The 15,907-nt window shown below is 71.5% G+C and carries 10 protein-coding genes; 8 read left to right on the top strand and 2 right to left on the bottom strand.

What is annotated here, in order from left to right; translation table 11 throughout:
* Positions 1–83: 83 nt before the first annotated feature.
* Positions 84–2,750: an FAD/NAD(P)-binding protein gene (locus ACGFZS_RS25380; protein ID WP_393797080.1), complete on the bottom strand. Its 2,667-nt coding sequence runs from the start codon at positions 2,748–2,750 to the stop codon at positions 84–86.
* A 301-nt stretch (positions 2,751–3,051) separates the two neighbouring features.
* Between ACGFZS_RS25380 and ACGFZS_RS25375 the strand changes: the two genes are divergently transcribed.
* The 3 genes from ACGFZS_RS25375 (at position 3,052) to ACGFZS_RS25365 (ending at position 6,802) form a co-directional block, all read left to right on the top strand.
* Complete coding sequence (locus tag ACGFZS_RS25375; RefSeq protein WP_393797079.1) at positions 3,052–4,299, top strand: Ig-like domain-containing protein; 1,248 nt, start codon at positions 3,052–3,054, stop codon at positions 4,297–4,299.
* 176 nt (positions 4,300–4,475) lie between these two features.
* Entirely contained in the window at positions 4,476–5,885 is a 1,410-nt protein-coding gene (locus ACGFZS_RS25370) for a glycoside hydrolase family 16 protein (RefSeq protein WP_393797078.1), read from the top strand.
* A gap of 395 nt (positions 5,886–6,280) precedes the next feature.
* A complete protein-coding gene (locus ACGFZS_RS25365) occupies positions 6,281–6,802 on the top strand; it encodes a transglycosylase SLT domain-containing protein (protein ID WP_393797077.1) in 522 nt (173 codons plus the stop codon).
* 670 nt (positions 6,803–7,472) lie between these two features.
* Here the strand turns inward: ACGFZS_RS25365 and ACGFZS_RS25360 are convergent.
* Positions 7,473–8,369, bottom strand: coding sequence for a helix-turn-helix domain-containing protein (locus tag ACGFZS_RS25360; RefSeq protein WP_393797076.1), 897 nt, complete (start codon positions 8,367–8,369; stop codon positions 7,473–7,475).
* A 145-nt stretch (positions 8,370–8,514) separates the two neighbouring features.
* On the opposite strand from ACGFZS_RS25360, the gene tkt reads away from it, so the two are divergent.
* The 5 genes from tkt to pgi are packed head-to-tail and all read left to right on the top strand — an operon-like array spanning position 8,515 to position 15,907.
* Positions 8,515–10,593, top strand: a complete 2,079-nt coding sequence (tkt, locus tag ACGFZS_RS25355) for a transketolase (protein ID WP_393797075.1) — start codon at positions 8,515–8,517, stop codon at positions 10,591–10,593.
* Between the two features lie 32 nt (positions 10,594–10,625).
* Positions 10,626–11,768, top strand: a complete 1,143-nt coding sequence (gene tal, locus ACGFZS_RS25350) for a transaldolase (protein WP_393797074.1) — start codon at positions 10,626–10,628, stop codon at positions 11,766–11,768.
* Positions 11,768–13,336, top strand: coding sequence for a glucose-6-phosphate dehydrogenase (gene zwf, locus ACGFZS_RS25345; protein ID WP_393546405.1), 1,569 nt, complete (start codon positions 11,768–11,770; stop codon positions 13,334–13,336). The genes tal and zwf overlap by 1 nt, the downstream gene beginning before the upstream one ends.
* Entirely contained in the window at positions 13,333–14,268 is a 936-nt protein-coding gene (gene opcA, locus ACGFZS_RS25340; protein WP_393797073.1) for a glucose-6-phosphate dehydrogenase assembly protein OpcA, read from the top strand. The genes zwf and opcA overlap by 4 nt, the downstream gene beginning before the upstream one ends.
* Complete coding sequence (gene pgi / locus ACGFZS_RS25335; RefSeq protein ID WP_393797072.1) at positions 14,261–15,907, top strand: glucose-6-phosphate isomerase; 1,647 nt, start codon at positions 14,261–14,263, stop codon at positions 15,905–15,907. The genes opcA and pgi overlap by 8 nt, the downstream gene beginning before the upstream one ends.

The raw sequence follows: 15,907 nt of genomic DNA, 5'->3' as shown, positions 1-15,907 counted from the left end.
GGGCCGGAGGTTCCCTCTCCGAGACGTCAGAATGATCACATGATCGGGTCCGGCGCACCGAGCCCGGGGGGCGTGCCGTTCGCTCAGGCGGGCAGGGCCGCGCGCAACCGCCGGTCGCGGGGCGCCGGTTTGCGGTCGAGCCGGGCGTCCAGCAGGCGCCGGGCGGCGTCGCAGCGACCGGCCGCGACGAGCGCGTACAGCAAGGTCTCCTCGACGACCTCGCGTTGGGCCGCGCTGCCGCCCACCCGGCGCAGGACGGGCAGCAGGGCGTCGAGCCCCCTGGCCGCCTCCTGGAAGCGTTCCTCGACGAGCGCGGCGAACGCCTCGCACAGCGGCGCGATGACCTCCCGCTGCACCGGGTCGGCGCCGGCCGCGTGGTCGCGCAGCCGGCGCAGTGCCGGGAGGTCCCCGGCGGCGGTGAGGGCGACGGCCGCGTGCAGGGCGGTGAAGGCCGTGCCGGGCCGCTCCAGGACCTCCCGGGCCACCGAGTCCAGCACGTCCGCGGTGGGCAGGTCGCCGTCCCAGCTGTCGCTGAGCCGCGCCCGCCACAGCAGCGAACCGGAGTCGACCAGCGCCCGCATCCCGCGCACCCGGCCCGGCGCGAGCTGCGCGAACCAGCGCTTGCGGACCGCCGCCGGGTCGTCCAGGGCGAGTTCGTGCAGGGCGATGTGCCAGGAGAAGTGCGCCCGGTGCACCGCGCCCCGCCCGCGCCCGGACACCCATCCGTCCAGCCAGTCCCGGCCCGCCCGGTGCGCCCCGGACTCGTAGTGCACGTGCGCCAGGGCGTGCACCGCGTGCCCGGAGGCGGGCTCGGCGGCCAGCGCCCGGTGGGCCAGCTCCCCCGCCTCGTGCAGGCGGCCCTGCTCCTGGCGCAGGAAGGCCAGCAGCGAGGTGTGGAACCAGTGCCCGTCGTGGGCGGGCGAGGTCAGTTCGAGCAGCCGCAGGGCGTCGTCGTCCTGCAGGTCGCTCACCCCGGAGAACGCGATGGTCGGCACGGCGGCCGCGAGCGCCAGCGCGTCTCCCGGGTGCTCCCGCAGATGCCGTACGAGTGCCTCGTCGCCGTCGTCGCCGGTCACCCGGCGGGTCACCACGTCCACGAAGGACCGCTCGCGGGCGTCGGCTCGTTCGCGGGCGCTGCGCTGGGCGTCGGCGAGGGCGCGGGGCACGTCGACGGGGGCGGCGCACTCGTGGCCCAGCAGGGCGAGGGCCGCGTGGCCGAGGGCGAAGCCGGGGTCGAGGGCGACCGCGCGGGCGAGGGCGTCCTCGGCGCCGGAGCGGACCTTGAGGACCCGGCCCAGGCCGCCGCGGTACGCGGCGGCGGCCTCGGCGTGGGTGGAGAGGGGCAGCCCGTGGCCGTCGACGGGCCGCCGGGAGGTCCGCCGGGGCGCCGGCAGCGGCAGCAGCCGCTGGGCCAGTTCGGCGGCCTGGACGCGGATCTCGGGGACGGCGGTGGTCTCCCACAGCTCGCCCCGGCGCGGGGCGCCGAGCGTGAACAGGGGCAGCGCGGCCCGGCCCCGGGCGTCCAGGAGCCGTCCGTCGCGGGTGGCCGCGCCCATGCCGAGCGGTCCGGGGACGGCCCTACCGGAGCCGAACAGGTCCTGCCAGAGCGGGCTGTCGAGACGGCGGCCCGGTCCGGTGCAGTCGACCACCCAGCCGACGCGCGGCACCTGACCGCCGGACAGCTCGACGGCGAGGGTGCCGTCCGCGCCCGCGGCGACCCGGGCGACCGTGCCGGTGTGGACGTGCAGCCGGCGGGCGGTGCGGGCGCGGGAGACGTACTCGGCGGTGGCCGGGGCCATCCGGTGGCGGTGGGTGTTCCACAGGGCGCCCTCGCGGGCCAGGAACTCCTCGCGCTCCTCGGGGGTGAGGCTGCGCCACAGCCGGGCGGTGTGCGGGCGGAGGCTGTCCAGCGCGGGGCGCCAGTCGCCGTGGGTGCGCACGGAACGGCTCACATGGCGCCAGACCGCGCGGCGCAGCCGGCCCAGCGAGGTGTCCTCCAGGCCGTCCGGGGCGGGCATGGCGCCGGCCGGGCCGAGGGCGTGCGGCTGGGGCAGCAGGCCGCTGCGGGAGAGGGCGTGCACGGTGCGGCCGGGGCGGTCGAGGGCGAGGGCGAGATCGACGGCGGTGAGACCGGTGCCGACCAGCAGGACGTCGTCGGGGCTGTCCCGTACGGGGTCCAGGGCGCCCGGCGCCCAGGGGGTGCCGATGAACCGGGGTGAGGCGCGCAGGGCGGGCGGGGCCCAGGCCGCGGTGGCCCCGGCGGGGCCGGTGGCCAGGACGGTGCTGTCCGCCACCAGGGGTCCCCCGTCGGCGAGGTGGAGTTCCACCCGGCCGTCGGGGGTGCCGGTACAGCTCTCCGCGAGGGTGCGCAGCCGGCGTACGGCGACCGTGCCGTGGGCGCGGACGAGGGCCTGGCCGAGGGTGTCGGCGAGGTAGGCGCCGTAGCGGTAGCGGGTGGCGAAGTCGGCGCCGGTGACGGTGGGTTCGCCGTGCCGGCAGAGCCAGCGGACGAAGTGCCCGGGGTCGTCCGGGTAGGCGCTCATGTTGCCCGCGGGGACGTTGAGGCGGTGCCGCGGGTCGCGGGTGGCGTAGGCGGTGCCCCGGCCGGCCTCCGGCACCGGGTCGATCAGGACGAGGTCGAGCGGAGTCCGGCGGCGGTGCGCCGTCTCGCAGAGCTGGACGGCGGTCAGTGTGCCCGCCGCGCCTGCTCCCACGATGGCCACGCTGTGCCGCTTGCGGACGTCGGTCACGGAATACCTCCGGCGGGGTCGGCGAACTGCTTCTCTACTATTCCGACCGGTCAGGTGGGGAAGCCGTCCCGGGAGGGGGATCTCACCGGAAAATCAGGCCGCCGCCCGGCCGTTCATACTCTGTTCACGAACACCCGCGCGGACAACCCGGGTTCCGGCCGACTCACCCAGGACCGGCGCTCGCGGACCCTCCCGGCCTCCTCATCGGAATCTCAGGGATCACCCCCGCGATTCAAAGGAGCCACCCATACAACAGGCGCAGGATGCCCAGACACAGGTGGACAAGTCAGGAAGGCGTGTCGTGGGCGTCCAGCACATATCGAACCGGTCCGGGCGGCAGTCGGAGAAGTGGTCCCGGCGCGGGATCCTCGCCGCCCTCGGCGCGGTGCCCGCCGGCGCGGCGCTGGCCGGATGCAGTTCCTCAGCGGACGCCTCCGCCTCGACGGACGACAAGGGCGCCACGGCCTCCGTGAAGTCCGCGACCACGAAGGCGACGATCACGGTCACGCCCGTGTCCGGCACCAAGAAGGCCGACTTCGCCAGCCCGGTCGAGGTCACCGTGGCCGACGGCACGCTCTCCTCGGTGACCGTCGCGGGCAACGACGGGTCGTCGCTGTCGGGCACCTTCAACGACGCGAAGACGAAGTGGACGTCGGCGAAGAACCCGTACTCGGGCACGAAGTACACGGTGACGGCGAAGGCGCGGGGCGCGGCCGACGAGACGGTGGCCACCTTCACCACGAAGTCCCCCGGCGAGACGTTCATCGGCTACTTCACGCCCGAGGCGGACTCCACGTCCGGCGTCGGCATGCCGGTGTCGCTCAACTTCACGCACGCGGTGAAGGACCGGGCCGCGGTCCAGAAGGCGATCACCGTGACGGCCGAGCCGGCGGTGGAGATCGTCGGGCACTGGTTCAGCGACACCCGGCTGGACTTCCGCCCGGAGACGTACTGGGCGAAGGGCACCAAGATCACGCTGAGCCTGGCGCTGAAGGACGTAGAGGGCTCGGACGGCGTCTACGGGGTGCAGTCGAAGGAGGTCACCTTCCACATCGGCCGGGAGCAGATCTCCACCGTCGACCTGTCCACCAAGCAGATGGTCGTCAAGCGGGACGGCGCCACGTACGCCTCCTACCCGGTCTCCGGCGGCAACGCCCAGCACACCACCTGGTCCGGGATCATGGTGATCAGCGAGCGGTTCAAGCAGACCCGGATGGAGTCCTCCACGGTCGGCCTCGGCGACGAGTACGACATCTCCGACGTCCCGCACGCCCAGCGCCTGACCACCTCCGGCACCTTCGTGCACGGCAACTACTGGGCGTCCACCTCGGTCTTCGGCAGCCAGAACACCAGCCACGGCTGTGTCGGCCTGCACGACGCCAAGGGCGCGAACGACTCCTCGGTCGCGGGCTACAAGTTCTACGAGAGTTCGATCCTCGGCGACGTGGTGATCGTCAAGAACTCCGGCGAGAAGACCGTCGAGGCCTCCAACGGCCTGAACGGCTGGAACCTGTCCTGGGCGGACTGGAAGGCCGGCAGCGCGGTCTGACCCGGTCCCGCCTTCACCGCCTGAACTCCGTTGGGAAACAAGGAGATTCTTTGTTTTAACTCTTGACGACCGGAGGCACGGAGAGCACATTGGGCCCACTTTGAGAGCGCTCTCAATCGATCTGGCGCTCTCAGGGGCACCCCGCACACCCCCACTCCGTACCCGAGAGGCACCCCATGAGTGAAACCTCCGGTATACCCCCCGCGGATCCCAGACGGCGGCGCTCGTTCCGCCATGCCCTGGTCGCCGTGTTCGCCACCATGGGTCTGGCGGCCGTCGCCGCCACGGCCGCGACCCTCCCCGCCAGCGCCTCGGCGCCCAGCGTGCCGTCCGGCTGGAGCCAGGTCTTCCTCGACGACTTCAACGGCACCGCCGGCACCGGCGTCAACACCTCCGACTGGCAGTACGACACCGGGACCTCGTACCCCGGGGGCGCCGCCAACTGGGGCACCGGCGAGGTCGAGACGATGACCTCGTCCACCACCAACGTCGCCCTGGACGGCAGCGGCAACCTGAAGATCACCCCGGTCCGGGACTCGTCCGGGAACTGGACGTCGGGCCGGATCGAGACCACCCGCACCGACTTCCAGCCCCCGGCCGGCGGCAAGCTGCGCGTCGAGGCGCGGATCCAGATGCCGAACGTCACCGGCGACGCCGCCCTCGGCTACTGGCCCGCGTTCTGGATGCTGGGCGCGCCCTACCGGGGCAACTACCAGAACTGGCCGAGCGTCGGCGAGCTGGACATCATGGAGAACGTGCAGGGCCTGAACAAGGTCTGGGCGACCATGCACTGCGGCACCAACCCGGGCGGCCCCTGCAACGAGACGACGGGCCTGGGCAGTTCGACCGCCTGCCCCAACACCACCTGCCAGTCCGGCTTCCACACCTACACGATGGAGTGGGACCGCTCGGTGAGCCCCGAGGCGATCCGCTTCTACGTCGACGGCGTCAACTACCAGACGGTGACCGCCGGCCAGGTCGACGCCACCACCTGGGCGAACGCCACCAACCACGGCTTCTTCGTCATCCTGAACGTGGCCATGGGCGGCGGCTTCCCGGACGCGTTCGGCGGCGGCCCGACCAGCGCCACCGAGTCCGGCCACCCCATGGTCGTCGACTACGTCCAGGTGCTGTCGGCCAGTGGGAGCGGTACCACGACCCCGCCGACCGGCAGCCGGGACGCCTACAGCGCGATCCAGGCCGAGTCGTACGACAGCCAGTCCGGCGTCACGGCCGAGACCACCACGGACACCGGCGGCGGCCAGGACATCGGCTACATCGCCAACGGCGACTGGGCCCTCTACAAGGGAGTGAACTTCGGATCCACGGCGGCCACCCAGTTCTACGCACGGGTGGCGAGCGGCGCGGCCTCCGGGGTGAGCGGCCTGGTGCAGGTCCGGCTCGACAGTCCCTCCAACTCCCCGATCGGCAGTTTCTCGGTGGCCAGTACCGGCGGCTGGCAGACCTGGACGACAGTCCCGGCCAACATCAGCTCGGTGACCGGCACGCACGACGTCTACCTGACCTTCTCCAGCGGACAGTCGGCGGACTTCGTGAACGTGAACTGGTTCGACTTCGGCCACTGACACCGGCCGGGAAGGCGCCCCGCGAGCAGGGTCCCGCGAGGCGCCTTCCGCCGCCGATTCCACCCCTCCGGAGGGCCTCAACGCGTGACGCCACCCATAGGAGCCAGATCACATCCTATGCGGGACCGTAGCCACCAAACGCCCTGAACAGGAGCGAAAGGCCATATAACTGCATATTTCGGGCATTCTCTCCTAAGTTGGGTAGTACGTCACATCATTGCGCGCCGCGCCGCCCGCCGCTAACCATTGCTGTCGTCGCCGGGAGACGGGCGATGGACCGAACGGATCACCCGCCAGGTCCGCCCGCTCTCGACCGCGGCCCGCAAGCCCGCACCACGCGGAAGCCGGCCGCAGCCGACACCGACGATGCCCCCCAACCGGAGGATTGCTTTTCCATGACCACGAACACCCGCACCCGCTTCGCCCGCCTGCGCACCCTCGGCCTCACCGGTCTCGCCACCACCGGCGCCGCGGCCGCCGCCCTCACCCTGATGCCGGCGAACGCCCAGGCCGCCGAAATGACGCAGGCGCACGTGTCCAGCGCGGTCACCGCCTCCGGCGACAGCAGCCGCTCCACGTCCCAGCACACCGGCACCGCCAACAACCTCGACGGCTGGATCAAGCAGTCCCTGCAGATCATGAAGTCGAAGGGCATCCCGGGCAGCTACGACGGCCTCAAGCGCAACATCATGCGCGAGTCCGGCGGCAACCCGTCCGCCCAGAACAACTGGGACGTCAACGCCAAGCAGGGCACCCCCTCCAAGGGCCTGCTGCAGGTCATCGACCCCACCTTCAACGCCTACCACGTGGCCGGCACCGCCCACAGCGTGACCGACCCGGTCGCCAACATCACCGCGGCCGCCAACTACGCCGCCCACCGGTACGGCTCGATCGACAACGTCAACTCCGCGTACTGACCCGGACCCGGACGACCGCCGGCACACCGCCGCCCCACGGGGGCGAAGCCGGAGCCGGCACACACCGGGCGGGCCGCGGGCCCCGTGGCCGACCCTGACGAACAGGGTCCGCCGAGCGGGGCCGGACAGCGGGGCGGTCACACGGACACCAGTCCGGACCGCCCACGCGGCAGCTCTCCCCCGCCACACCACCCCGCCGGGTCTCCGAGCGTCCGGGCCTCCAAGCCTCCGACGACCAGCCCCAACACCCGGCCACCGGTCAGCGCAGCGGCGCACACGCATTCACCGGTCCCCGGCGAGAGCCGGACAGCATCCGGGTCGGCCCCCTTCCAAGCCACAGCCGACCGACCCGGTGCACCCCGCACTGCCGGGCCCCGCGCCCTCGCGACCCCGCTCCCCTGGCCCCGCGCCCTCGCGGCTCCGCCCGGAACGCCACCGGCGCCCGCCCGACGTGCGGCCCGATGCCACAGCCGACCGACCCGGTGCACCCCCGCACTCCGGGCCCCGCACTCCGGGCCCCGCACCCTCGCGGCCCCGCGACCCTCGCGTCAGCGCAGCTCCGCCCGGAACGCCACCGGCGCCCGCCCGACGTGCGGCCCGATGCCACAGCCGACCGACCTGGCACACCACCCCCCGCACCCCCCGGCCCTCGCGCCCCGCGGCCCTCGCGTCAACGCAGTTCCGCCCGGAACGCCACCGGTGTCTGTCCGGTGTGCAGGTGGAAGAACTTCGAGAAGTTGGCCGCGTCGGGGAAGCCGATCGCCGCGCCCACCCGGCCGATCGGGAGGTCGGTGTGGGCCAGGAGGCGTTTGGCCTCCAGGACGACCCGCTTGTCGATGAAGCCCTTGGGGGTCTCCCCCGTCGCGGCGCGGACCGCGCGGACGAGGGTGCGGCGGGAGTAGCCGAGGGCGTCGGCGTAGGCGCTGACGCTGTGGTTGGCGGCGAAGTCCTTCTCCACCGCGTCCCTGAAGAGGGTGAACGTGGTGTCGGCCTGGCGGCGGGCCGCCTCCGCCGAGCTGGCCGCGAGATGCGCGAGCCGCAGCAGGAACGCCGTGAGGGAGTGCCGCAGCACCGAGGTGTGCAGGCTCAGGGGAAGGGTCTCGCTGTCCTCGTACTCGCGTCGCAGGTTCGCAAGGGACGCCTGGAGCGCGGCGAGCTGGGGCGGGTCGGGGCGGAGCAGGGGCGGCAGGTCGTAGCGGTAGAGCCCGGTCGCCTCGACGATGGCCCGCGGCAGGAAGCCGGGCTGCATGGTCAGGACGCTTCCGCGGTACTCGCAGGTCCGCGAGAAGCGGTGGACCTGACCGGGGCGGATCCAGAGCAGGTCGCCGGCCCCGGCCTCGTACTCGGCGAAGTCGATCATGTGGCGGACCGGGCCCTCGGTGAAGAGCATGACGACGTGGAAGTCGATGCGGTGCACGCGCTCCAGGGGGGCGTCCGCGTGCCACCGGCGCTCGGTGCCCATCGGGCCGACCTGTATGCCGACCCCGCCGACGCTCAGATCCACCGGGAAGGGGAAGGTTCTGATTCCGTCACCGTCGCCTGCCCGGTCGGGCGTTCTGTCCGCCATGTCCTTCTCGTGCCGTCCCTGTCGAAGATCCGTGTCCCACTTTCACCACAGGCTGACACACTCCAACCTTCCTTCTCAAAAGTCAGACTTTTAGTTTTGAACGCGTCAGGCCAGCCAGAACGCTTCGAACGAGGACTTCTTGAAGATGAGCACGGAGACAACAGACGGCTTCGAGTGGACCGACCTCGACCGGCGCGCCGTGGACACCGCACGCCTCCTCGCGGCCGACGCCGTACAGCAGGTCGGAAACGGGCACCCCGGCACCGCGATGAGCCTGGCCCCGGCCGCGTACACGATCTTCCAGAAGGCGATGCGGCACGACCCGGCCGACCCGGAGTGGACCGGCCGTGACCGTTTCGTCCTCTCCCCCGGGCACACCTCGCTGACCCTCTACACCCAGCTGTTCCTCGCCGGGTACGAGGTCGAGCTGGACGACCTCAAGGCCTTCCGGACGCACGGCTCTAAGACGCCGGGCCACCCCGAGTACGGCCACACCGCCGGTGTCGAGACCACCACCGGCCCGCTCGGCCAGGGTGTCGCCAACGCCGTCGGCATGGCGATGGCCGCCCGCTACGAGCGCGGCCTCTTCGACCCCGAGGCCGCCGAGGGCACCTCCCCCTTCGACCACACGATCTGGGCGATCGTCTCCGACGGCGACCTGGAGGAGGGCGTCTCCGCCGAGGCCTCCTCGATGGCCGGCCACCAGAAGCTCGGCAACCTGGTCTTCGTCTACGACGACAACCACATCTCCATCGAGGGCGACACCGCGACCGCCTTCTCCGAGGACGTGCTGAAGCGGTACGAGGCCTACGGCTGGCACACCCAGCGCATCGAGCCCACCGCCGAGGGTGATGTCGATGTTCAGGCCTTGTACACAGCATTGAAGGCCGCCCAGGCCGAGACCGGGCGCCCCTCCATCATCGCCATGCGCACGATCATCGCCTGGCCCGCGCCGAACGCGCGGAACACCGAGGCCTCGCACGGCTCCGCGCTCGGCGCGGACGAGATCGCCGCCACCAAGCGCCTCCTCGGCTTCGACCCGGAGCAGTCCTTCGAGGTGGCCGACGAGGTGCTGGCCCACTCCCGGCGCGCCCTGGACCGGGGTGCCGAGGAGCACGCGGCCTGGGACAAGCGGATCGCCGAGTGGCGCACCGCGCAGCCCGAGCACGCCGCGCTCTTCGACCGGGTCGTGGCCGGCCAGCTTCCCGAGGGCTGGGAGTCCGAGCTTCCCGTGTTCGAGGAGGGCAAGGCGGTCGCCACCCGGGCCGCCTCCGGCAAGGTGCTGCAGGCGCTCGGCCCGGTGCTGCCCGAGCTGTGGGGCGGCTCCGCCGACCTCGCGGGCTCCAACAACACCACCATCGACAAGACGTCCTCCTTCCTGCCGAGGGGCAACCCGCTGCCCGAGGCGGACCCGTACGGCCGTACCGTCCACTTCGGCATCCGCGAGTTCTCGATGGCCGCCGAGATGAACGGCATCGCCCTGCACGGCAACACCCGCATCTACGGCGGCACCTTCCTGGTGTTCTCCGACTACATGCGCAACGCCGTCCGGATGTCGGCGCTGATGCAGCTGCCCGTGACCTACGTCTGGACGCACGACTCCATCGGGCTCGGCGAGGACGGCCCCACCCACCAGCCGGTCGAGCACCTGGCCGCGCTGCGCGCCATCCCGGGCCTGAACGTCGTCCGCCCGGCCGACGCCAACGAGACCGCGACGGCCTGGGCCGAGATCCTGAAGAGGCACGCCACGCACCCGGCCCCGCACGGGCTCGCGCTGACCCGCCAGGGCGTGCCGACGTACGCGCCGAACCCGGACGCGGCCAAGGGCGGCTATGTGCTGCGCGAGTCGTCGACCGAGACCCCGGAGGTGGTCCTGATCGCCACCGGTTCCGAGGTGCACCTCGCCGTCGAGGCCCGTGACCTGCTCGAAGCCGAGGGGGTCGGCACCCGCGTGGTGTCGATGCCGTCCGTGGAGTGGTTCGAGGAGCAGCCCCGCGAGTACCGCGACAGCGTCCTGCCGCCGGCCGTGCGGGCGCGGGTCGCCGTCGAGGCCGGGATCGGCCTGACCTGGTACCGCTTCGTGGGCGACGCCGGCCGGATCGTCTCCCTGGAGCACTTCGGTGCCTCCGCCGACGCCGGGACCCTGTTCGCCGAGTTCGGCTTCACCGCCGAGAACGTGGCCGCGAAGGCCCGCGAGTCCCTCGCCGCCGCCCGTACCGCCTGATCCACCAGCCAGAATCAGTTCAATAGAGGAAGATGATCACTGTGACCGAAGCAACCGCCTCCGCGGGAGCACTGCAGCGCCTCTCCGACGAGGGCGTCTCGATCTGGCTGGACGACCTGTCGCGCAAGCGGATCAGCACCGGCAACCTCGCCGAGCTGGTCGCCTCGAAGAACGTCGTGGGCGTCACCACCAACCCGTCGATCTTCCAGGCCGCGATCGGCTCGGGCGAGGGGTACGAGGAGCAGCTGGCCGACCTCGCCGTGCGGGGTGTCACGGTCGAGGAGGCCGTGCGGATGATGACGACCGCCGATGTGCGGGCCGCGGCCGATGTTCTGCATTCTGTATACGATGTGTCACATGGCGCGGACGGACGCGTCTCCATCGAGGTCGACCCCCGCCTCGCCCACCGCACCGCCGCCACCGTCGCCGAGGCCAAGCAGCTCGCCTGGCTGGTCGACCGCCCCAACGTGATGATCAAGATCCCGGCGACGAAGGCCGGTCTCCCCGCGATCACCGCGGTCGTCGCCGAGGGCATCAGCGTCAACGTCACGCTGATCTTCTCCCTGGAGCGCTACCGCGAGGTCATGGCCGCCTACCTGGCCGGTCTGGAGCAGGCCGCCGCCAAGGGCATCGACCTCTCCACGATCCACTCCGTGGCCTCCTTCTTCGTCTCCCGCGTCGACGCCGAGATCGACAAGCGGCTGACCGTCCTCGGCACCGACGAGGCGCTCGCGCTCAAGGGCCGGGCAGCGCTGGCGAACGCCCGGCTGGCCTACGAGGCGTACGAGGAAGTCTTCTCGTCCGACCGCTGGACCGCGCTCGCCGCCGCCAAGGCCAACAAGCAGCGCCCCCTGTGGGCCTCCACCGGCGTCAAGGACCCGGCGTACAAGGACACCCTCTACGTCGACGAGCTGGTCGCGCCCGGCACCGTCAACACCATGCCGGAGGGGACGCTGAACGCGACCGCCGATCACGGTGACATCCACGGCGACACGGTCACCGGCGGCTACGCCCAGGCCCGCGCGGACCTGGCGGCCGTCGAGAAGCTCGGTATCCCCTACGACGAGGTCGTGGGCAAGCTGGAGGACGAGGGCGTCGCCAAGTTCGAGGTGGCCTGGCAGGAGCTGCTGGACGCCGTCGCGAAGTCCCTGGACAGCAAGGGAGTTGAGGCGTGATGAGCGAGACCGCCAAGGAGGTGCGGGTGCCGGTGGTGCCCGCCGCCGACTGGGACAACCCGTTGCGCGACGCGCGCGACCGGCGACTGCCGAGGGTGGCGGGCCCGTCGGGGCTGGTCATCTTCGGGGTGACCGGTGACCTGTCCCGCAAGAAGCTGATGCCGGCGATCTACGACCTGGCCAACCGCGGGCTGCTGCCGCCGGGCTTCTCGCTCGTCGGCTTCGCCCGCCGGGACTGGGCGGACCAGGACTTCGCACAGGTCGTCCATGACGCGGTGCGCGAGCACTCCCGGACCCCGTTCCAGGAGGAGGTCTGGCAGCAGCTCGCCGAGGGCATGCGGTTCATCCCGGGCGACTTCGACGACGACACGGCGTTCAAGCAGCTCAAGTCGGCCGTGGACGAGCTGGACTCGTCCCGGGGCACCGGCGGCAACTTCGCGTTCTACCTCTCCGTGCCGCCGAAGTTCTTCCCGAAGGTCGTCCAGCAGCTGAAGAAGGTCGGCCTGGCGACCCCGCCCGAGGGCTCCTGGCGGCGGGCGGTCATCGAGAAGCCGTTCGGCCACGACCTGGCCTCCGCGCAGGACCTCAACGCCGTCGTGCACGACGTGTTCGACCCGGACCAGGTGTTCCGCATCGACCACTACCTGGGCAAGGAGACCGTCCAGAACATCCTGGCGCTGCGCTTCGCCAACCAGATGTACGAGCCGATCTGGAACCGGTCGTACGTCGACCACGTGCAGATCACCATGGCCGAGGACATCGGCATCGGCGGCCGGGCGGGCTACTACGACGGCATCGGCTCGGCCCGTGACGTCATCCAGAACCACCTGCTCCAGCTGATGGCGCTCACCGCGATGGAGGAGCCGATCGCGTTCGACGCGGACGCGCTGCTCACCGAGAAGCTCAAGGTGCTGAAGTCGGTGCGGCTGCCGGAGGAGCTGGGCCGGCACACCGTGCGCGGCCAGTACGCCGAGGGCTGGCAGGGCGGCGAGAAGGTGATCGGCTACCTCCAGGAGGACGGTATCGACCCCAAGTCGAAGACCGACACCTACGCGGCCGTCAAGCTGGGCATCGACAACCGCCGCTGGGCGGGCGTCCCCTTCTACCTGCGCACCGGCAAGCGGCTGGGCCGCCGGGTCACCGAGATCGCGGTGGTCTTCAAGCGGGCCCCGCACTCCCCGTTCGACTCGACGGCCACCGAGGAACTCGGCGCGAACGCGATCGTCATCCGCGTCCAGCCCGACGAGGGCATGACGGTCCGGTTCGGCTCCAAGGTGCCGGGTACGTCGATGGAGATCCGGGACGTGACGATGGACTTCGCCTACGGCGAGTCGTTCACGGAGTCCAGCCCGGAGGCGTACGAGCGGCTCATCCTGGATGTGCTGCTCGGCGACGCCAATTTGTTCCCCCGTCACCAGGAAGTGGAAGAGTCCTGGAAGATCCTCGACCCGATCGAGACGTACTGGGCGAAGCATGGCAGGCCCGCCCAGTACGAGTCGGGAAGCTGGGGACCCAAGGAAGCCGACGAGATGCTCGCACGAGACGGACGGAGCTGGCGCAGGCCATGAAGATCGACCTGACCGACACCACGGCAAGCAAGATCAACAAGGCGCTGGTGCAGGGTCGCCGCGCCATCGGAACCCCTGCGGTGGGCATGGTCCTGACGATGGTGATCGTCACGGACGAGGAGAACGCCTACGACTCGATCAAGGCAGCCGAGGAGGCCTCGCACGAGCACCCCTCGCGCACCCTGGTCGTCATCAAGCGGCACGCCCGCACCCTGCGCGACCGCACCACCTCCCGCCTGGACGCGGAGGTCCGGGTCGGCTCCGAGGCCGGCACCGGCGAGACGGTCGTGCTGCGCACGTACGGCGATGTCTCCGACCACGCCGACTCGGTGGTGCTGCCGCTGCTGCTGCCGGACGCCCCGGTGGTCGTGTGGTGGCCGGTGGAGGCCCCCGAGACGCCCTCCAAGGACCCGCTGGGCGCGCTCGCCCAGCGCCGGATCACCGACCTGTACGCGGTCGAGCGGCCGATGCAGGTCCTGGAGTCCCGCTCCCGCAACTACGCGCCCGGCGACACCGACCTGGCCTGGACCCGGCTGACCCTGTGGCGGTCCATGCTGGCCGCCGCCCTCGACCAGGCCCGGGCCACCGTGACCTCGGCGGCCGTCGAGGCCGAGGCGGACAACCCCAGCGCCGAACTCCTCGCCCGCTGGCTGGAGGCCCGCCTCAAGGTCACGGTGGACCGCGTGGTCTCCCCCGGCCCGGTGGTCACGGCCGTGAAGCTCGGCACCGCGAGCGGCGAGATCGTCATCGACCGCCCCGAGGGGCCGCTGGCCACCCTGACCCTGCCGGGCCAGCCGCCGCGCACCCTCGCCCTCAAGGTCCGGGCCACCTCCGAACTGATCGCCGAGGAGCTGCGCCGCCTCGACGCCGACGAGATGTACGCCATCGCCCTGCGCGGCGAGGGCACCAAGGAGACCGTCGCCCATGCCTGACACCCCCGAGCTCACCCGGCGGCCCGAGTGGACCGCCCTGGAGGACCACCGGGCCGAGGGCCGGCCGGTCCTGCGTGAGCTGTTCGCGGCCGACCCGGCGCGCGCCGAGCGGTACGTCGTCCGCGTCGGTGACCTGTACCTCGACTACAGCAAGCACCTGATCACGGACGAGACGCTCGCCCTGCTCCAGGAACTGGCCGCCGCCACCGACGTGTTCGGGCTGCGGGACGCCATGTTCCGCGGCGAGAAGATCAACATCACGGAGCAGCGCGCGGTGCTGCACACGGCGCTGCGCGCCCCGCGCGACGCGGTGGTCGAGGTCGACGGGGTGAACGTCGTCCCCGGCGTGCACGCCGTGCTCGACAAGATGGGCGCCTTCGCCGACCGGGTCCGCTCGGGCGAGTGGACCGGCCACACCGGCAAGCGGATCCGGAACGTCGTCAACATCGGCATCGGCGGCTCGGACTTGGGCCCGGCGATGGCCTACGAGGCCCTGCGGGCGTTCACCGCACGGGAGTTGACCTTCCGCTTCGTGTCCAACGTGGACGGCGCCGACCTGCACGAGGCCACCCGCGACCTGGACCCGGCGGAGACCCTGTTCATCGTCGCCTCCAAGACGTTCACCACGATCGAGACGATCACCAACGCGACCTCCGCGCGCACCTGGCTGCTCGACGGACTCGGCGGCGACGAAAAGGCGGTGGCCAAGCACTTCGTCGCCCTGTCCACGAACGCCGGGAAGGTGACGGAGTTCGGTATCGACCCGGACAACATGTTCGAGTTCTGGGACTGGGTCGGCGGCCGCTACTCCTACGACTCCGCCATCGGCCTCTCCCTGATGATCGCCATCGGCCCGGACCGCTTCCGCGAGATGCTGGACGGCTTCCACCTGGTCGACGAGCACTTCCGTACCGCCCCCGCCGAGGCCAACGCGCCGCTGCTGCTGGGCCTGTTGGGGGTCTGGTACGGCAACTTCTTCGACGCCCAGTCGCACGCGGTGCTGCCGTACAGCCACTACCTCTCCAAGTTCACCGCCTACCTCCAGCAGCTGGACATGGAGTCCAACGGCAAGTCGGTGGACCGGGAGGGCCGGCCGGTGGAGTGGCAGACGGGTCCGGTGGTGTGGGGCACGCCCGGCACCAACGGCCAGCACGCCTACTACCAGTTGATCCACCAGGGCACGAAGCTGATCCCGGCCGACTTCATCGGCTTCGCCGAGCCCGTCGCCGAGCTGAGCGGTGAACTCAGGGCCCAGCACGACCTGCTGATGGCGAACTTCTTCGCCCAGACGCAGGCGCTGGCCTTCGGCAAGACCGCCGAGGAGGTCCGCGCGGAGGGCGTCGCCGAGGAGCAGGTGGCCCACCGCACCTTCCGGGGCAACCACCCCACCACCACGATCCTGGCCCGCGAGCTGACCCCGTCGGTCCTCGGCCAGCTGGTCGCCCTCTACGAGCACAAGGTCTTCGTGCAGGGCGCGATCTGGAACATCGACTCCTTCGACCAGTGGGGCGTGGAGCTGGGCAAGGTGCTCGCCAAGCGCATCGAGCCCGCGCTCACCGAGGGCGCGGAGGTTCCCGGCCTCGACCCGTCCACCACCGCTCTCGTCTCGACGTACCGCACGCTCAAGGAAGTGAACTGA

Origin of the sequence: Streptomyces sp. NPDC048288 (assembly GCF_043201555.1) — a bacterium.
Classification (GTDB): Bacteria; Actinomycetota; Actinomycetes; order Streptomycetales; family Streptomycetaceae; genus Streptomyces.
Note: the sequence above shows the minus strand (reverse complement) of the source record. Positions and strands in the feature narration are given on the sequence as shown.

What these genes read in the sequence shown, in the direction of transcription:
- ACGFZS_RS25370 (WP_393797078.1), top strand. Translation starts at nt 4,476, where the DNA reads ATGAGTGAAACCTCCGGTATACCCCCCGCGGATCCCAGACGGCGGCGC.
- ACGFZS_RS25365 (WP_393797077.1), top strand. Translation starts at nt 6,281, where the DNA reads ATGACCACGAACACCCGCACCCGCTTCGCCCGCCTGCGCACCCTCGGC.
- ACGFZS_RS25360 (WP_393797076.1), bottom strand. Translation starts at nt 8,369, where the DNA reads ATGGCGGACAGAACGCCCGACCGGGCAGGCGACGGTGACGGAATCAGA.
- tkt (WP_393797075.1), top strand. Translation starts at nt 8,515, where the DNA reads ATGAGCACGGAGACAACAGACGGCTTCGAGTGGACCGACCTCGACCGG.
- tal (WP_393797074.1), top strand. Translation starts at nt 10,626, where the DNA reads ATGATCACTGTGACCGAAGCAACCGCCTCCGCGGGAGCACTGCAGCGC.
- zwf (WP_393546405.1), top strand. Translation starts at nt 11,768, where the DNA reads ATGAGCGAGACCGCCAAGGAGGTGCGGGTGCCGGTGGTGCCCGCCGCC.
- opcA (WP_393797073.1), top strand. Translation starts at nt 13,333, where the DNA reads ATGAAGATCGACCTGACCGACACCACGGCAAGCAAGATCAACAAGGCG.
- pgi (WP_393797072.1), top strand. Translation starts at nt 14,261, where the DNA reads ATGCCTGACACCCCCGAGCTCACCCGGCGGCCCGAGTGGACCGCCCTG.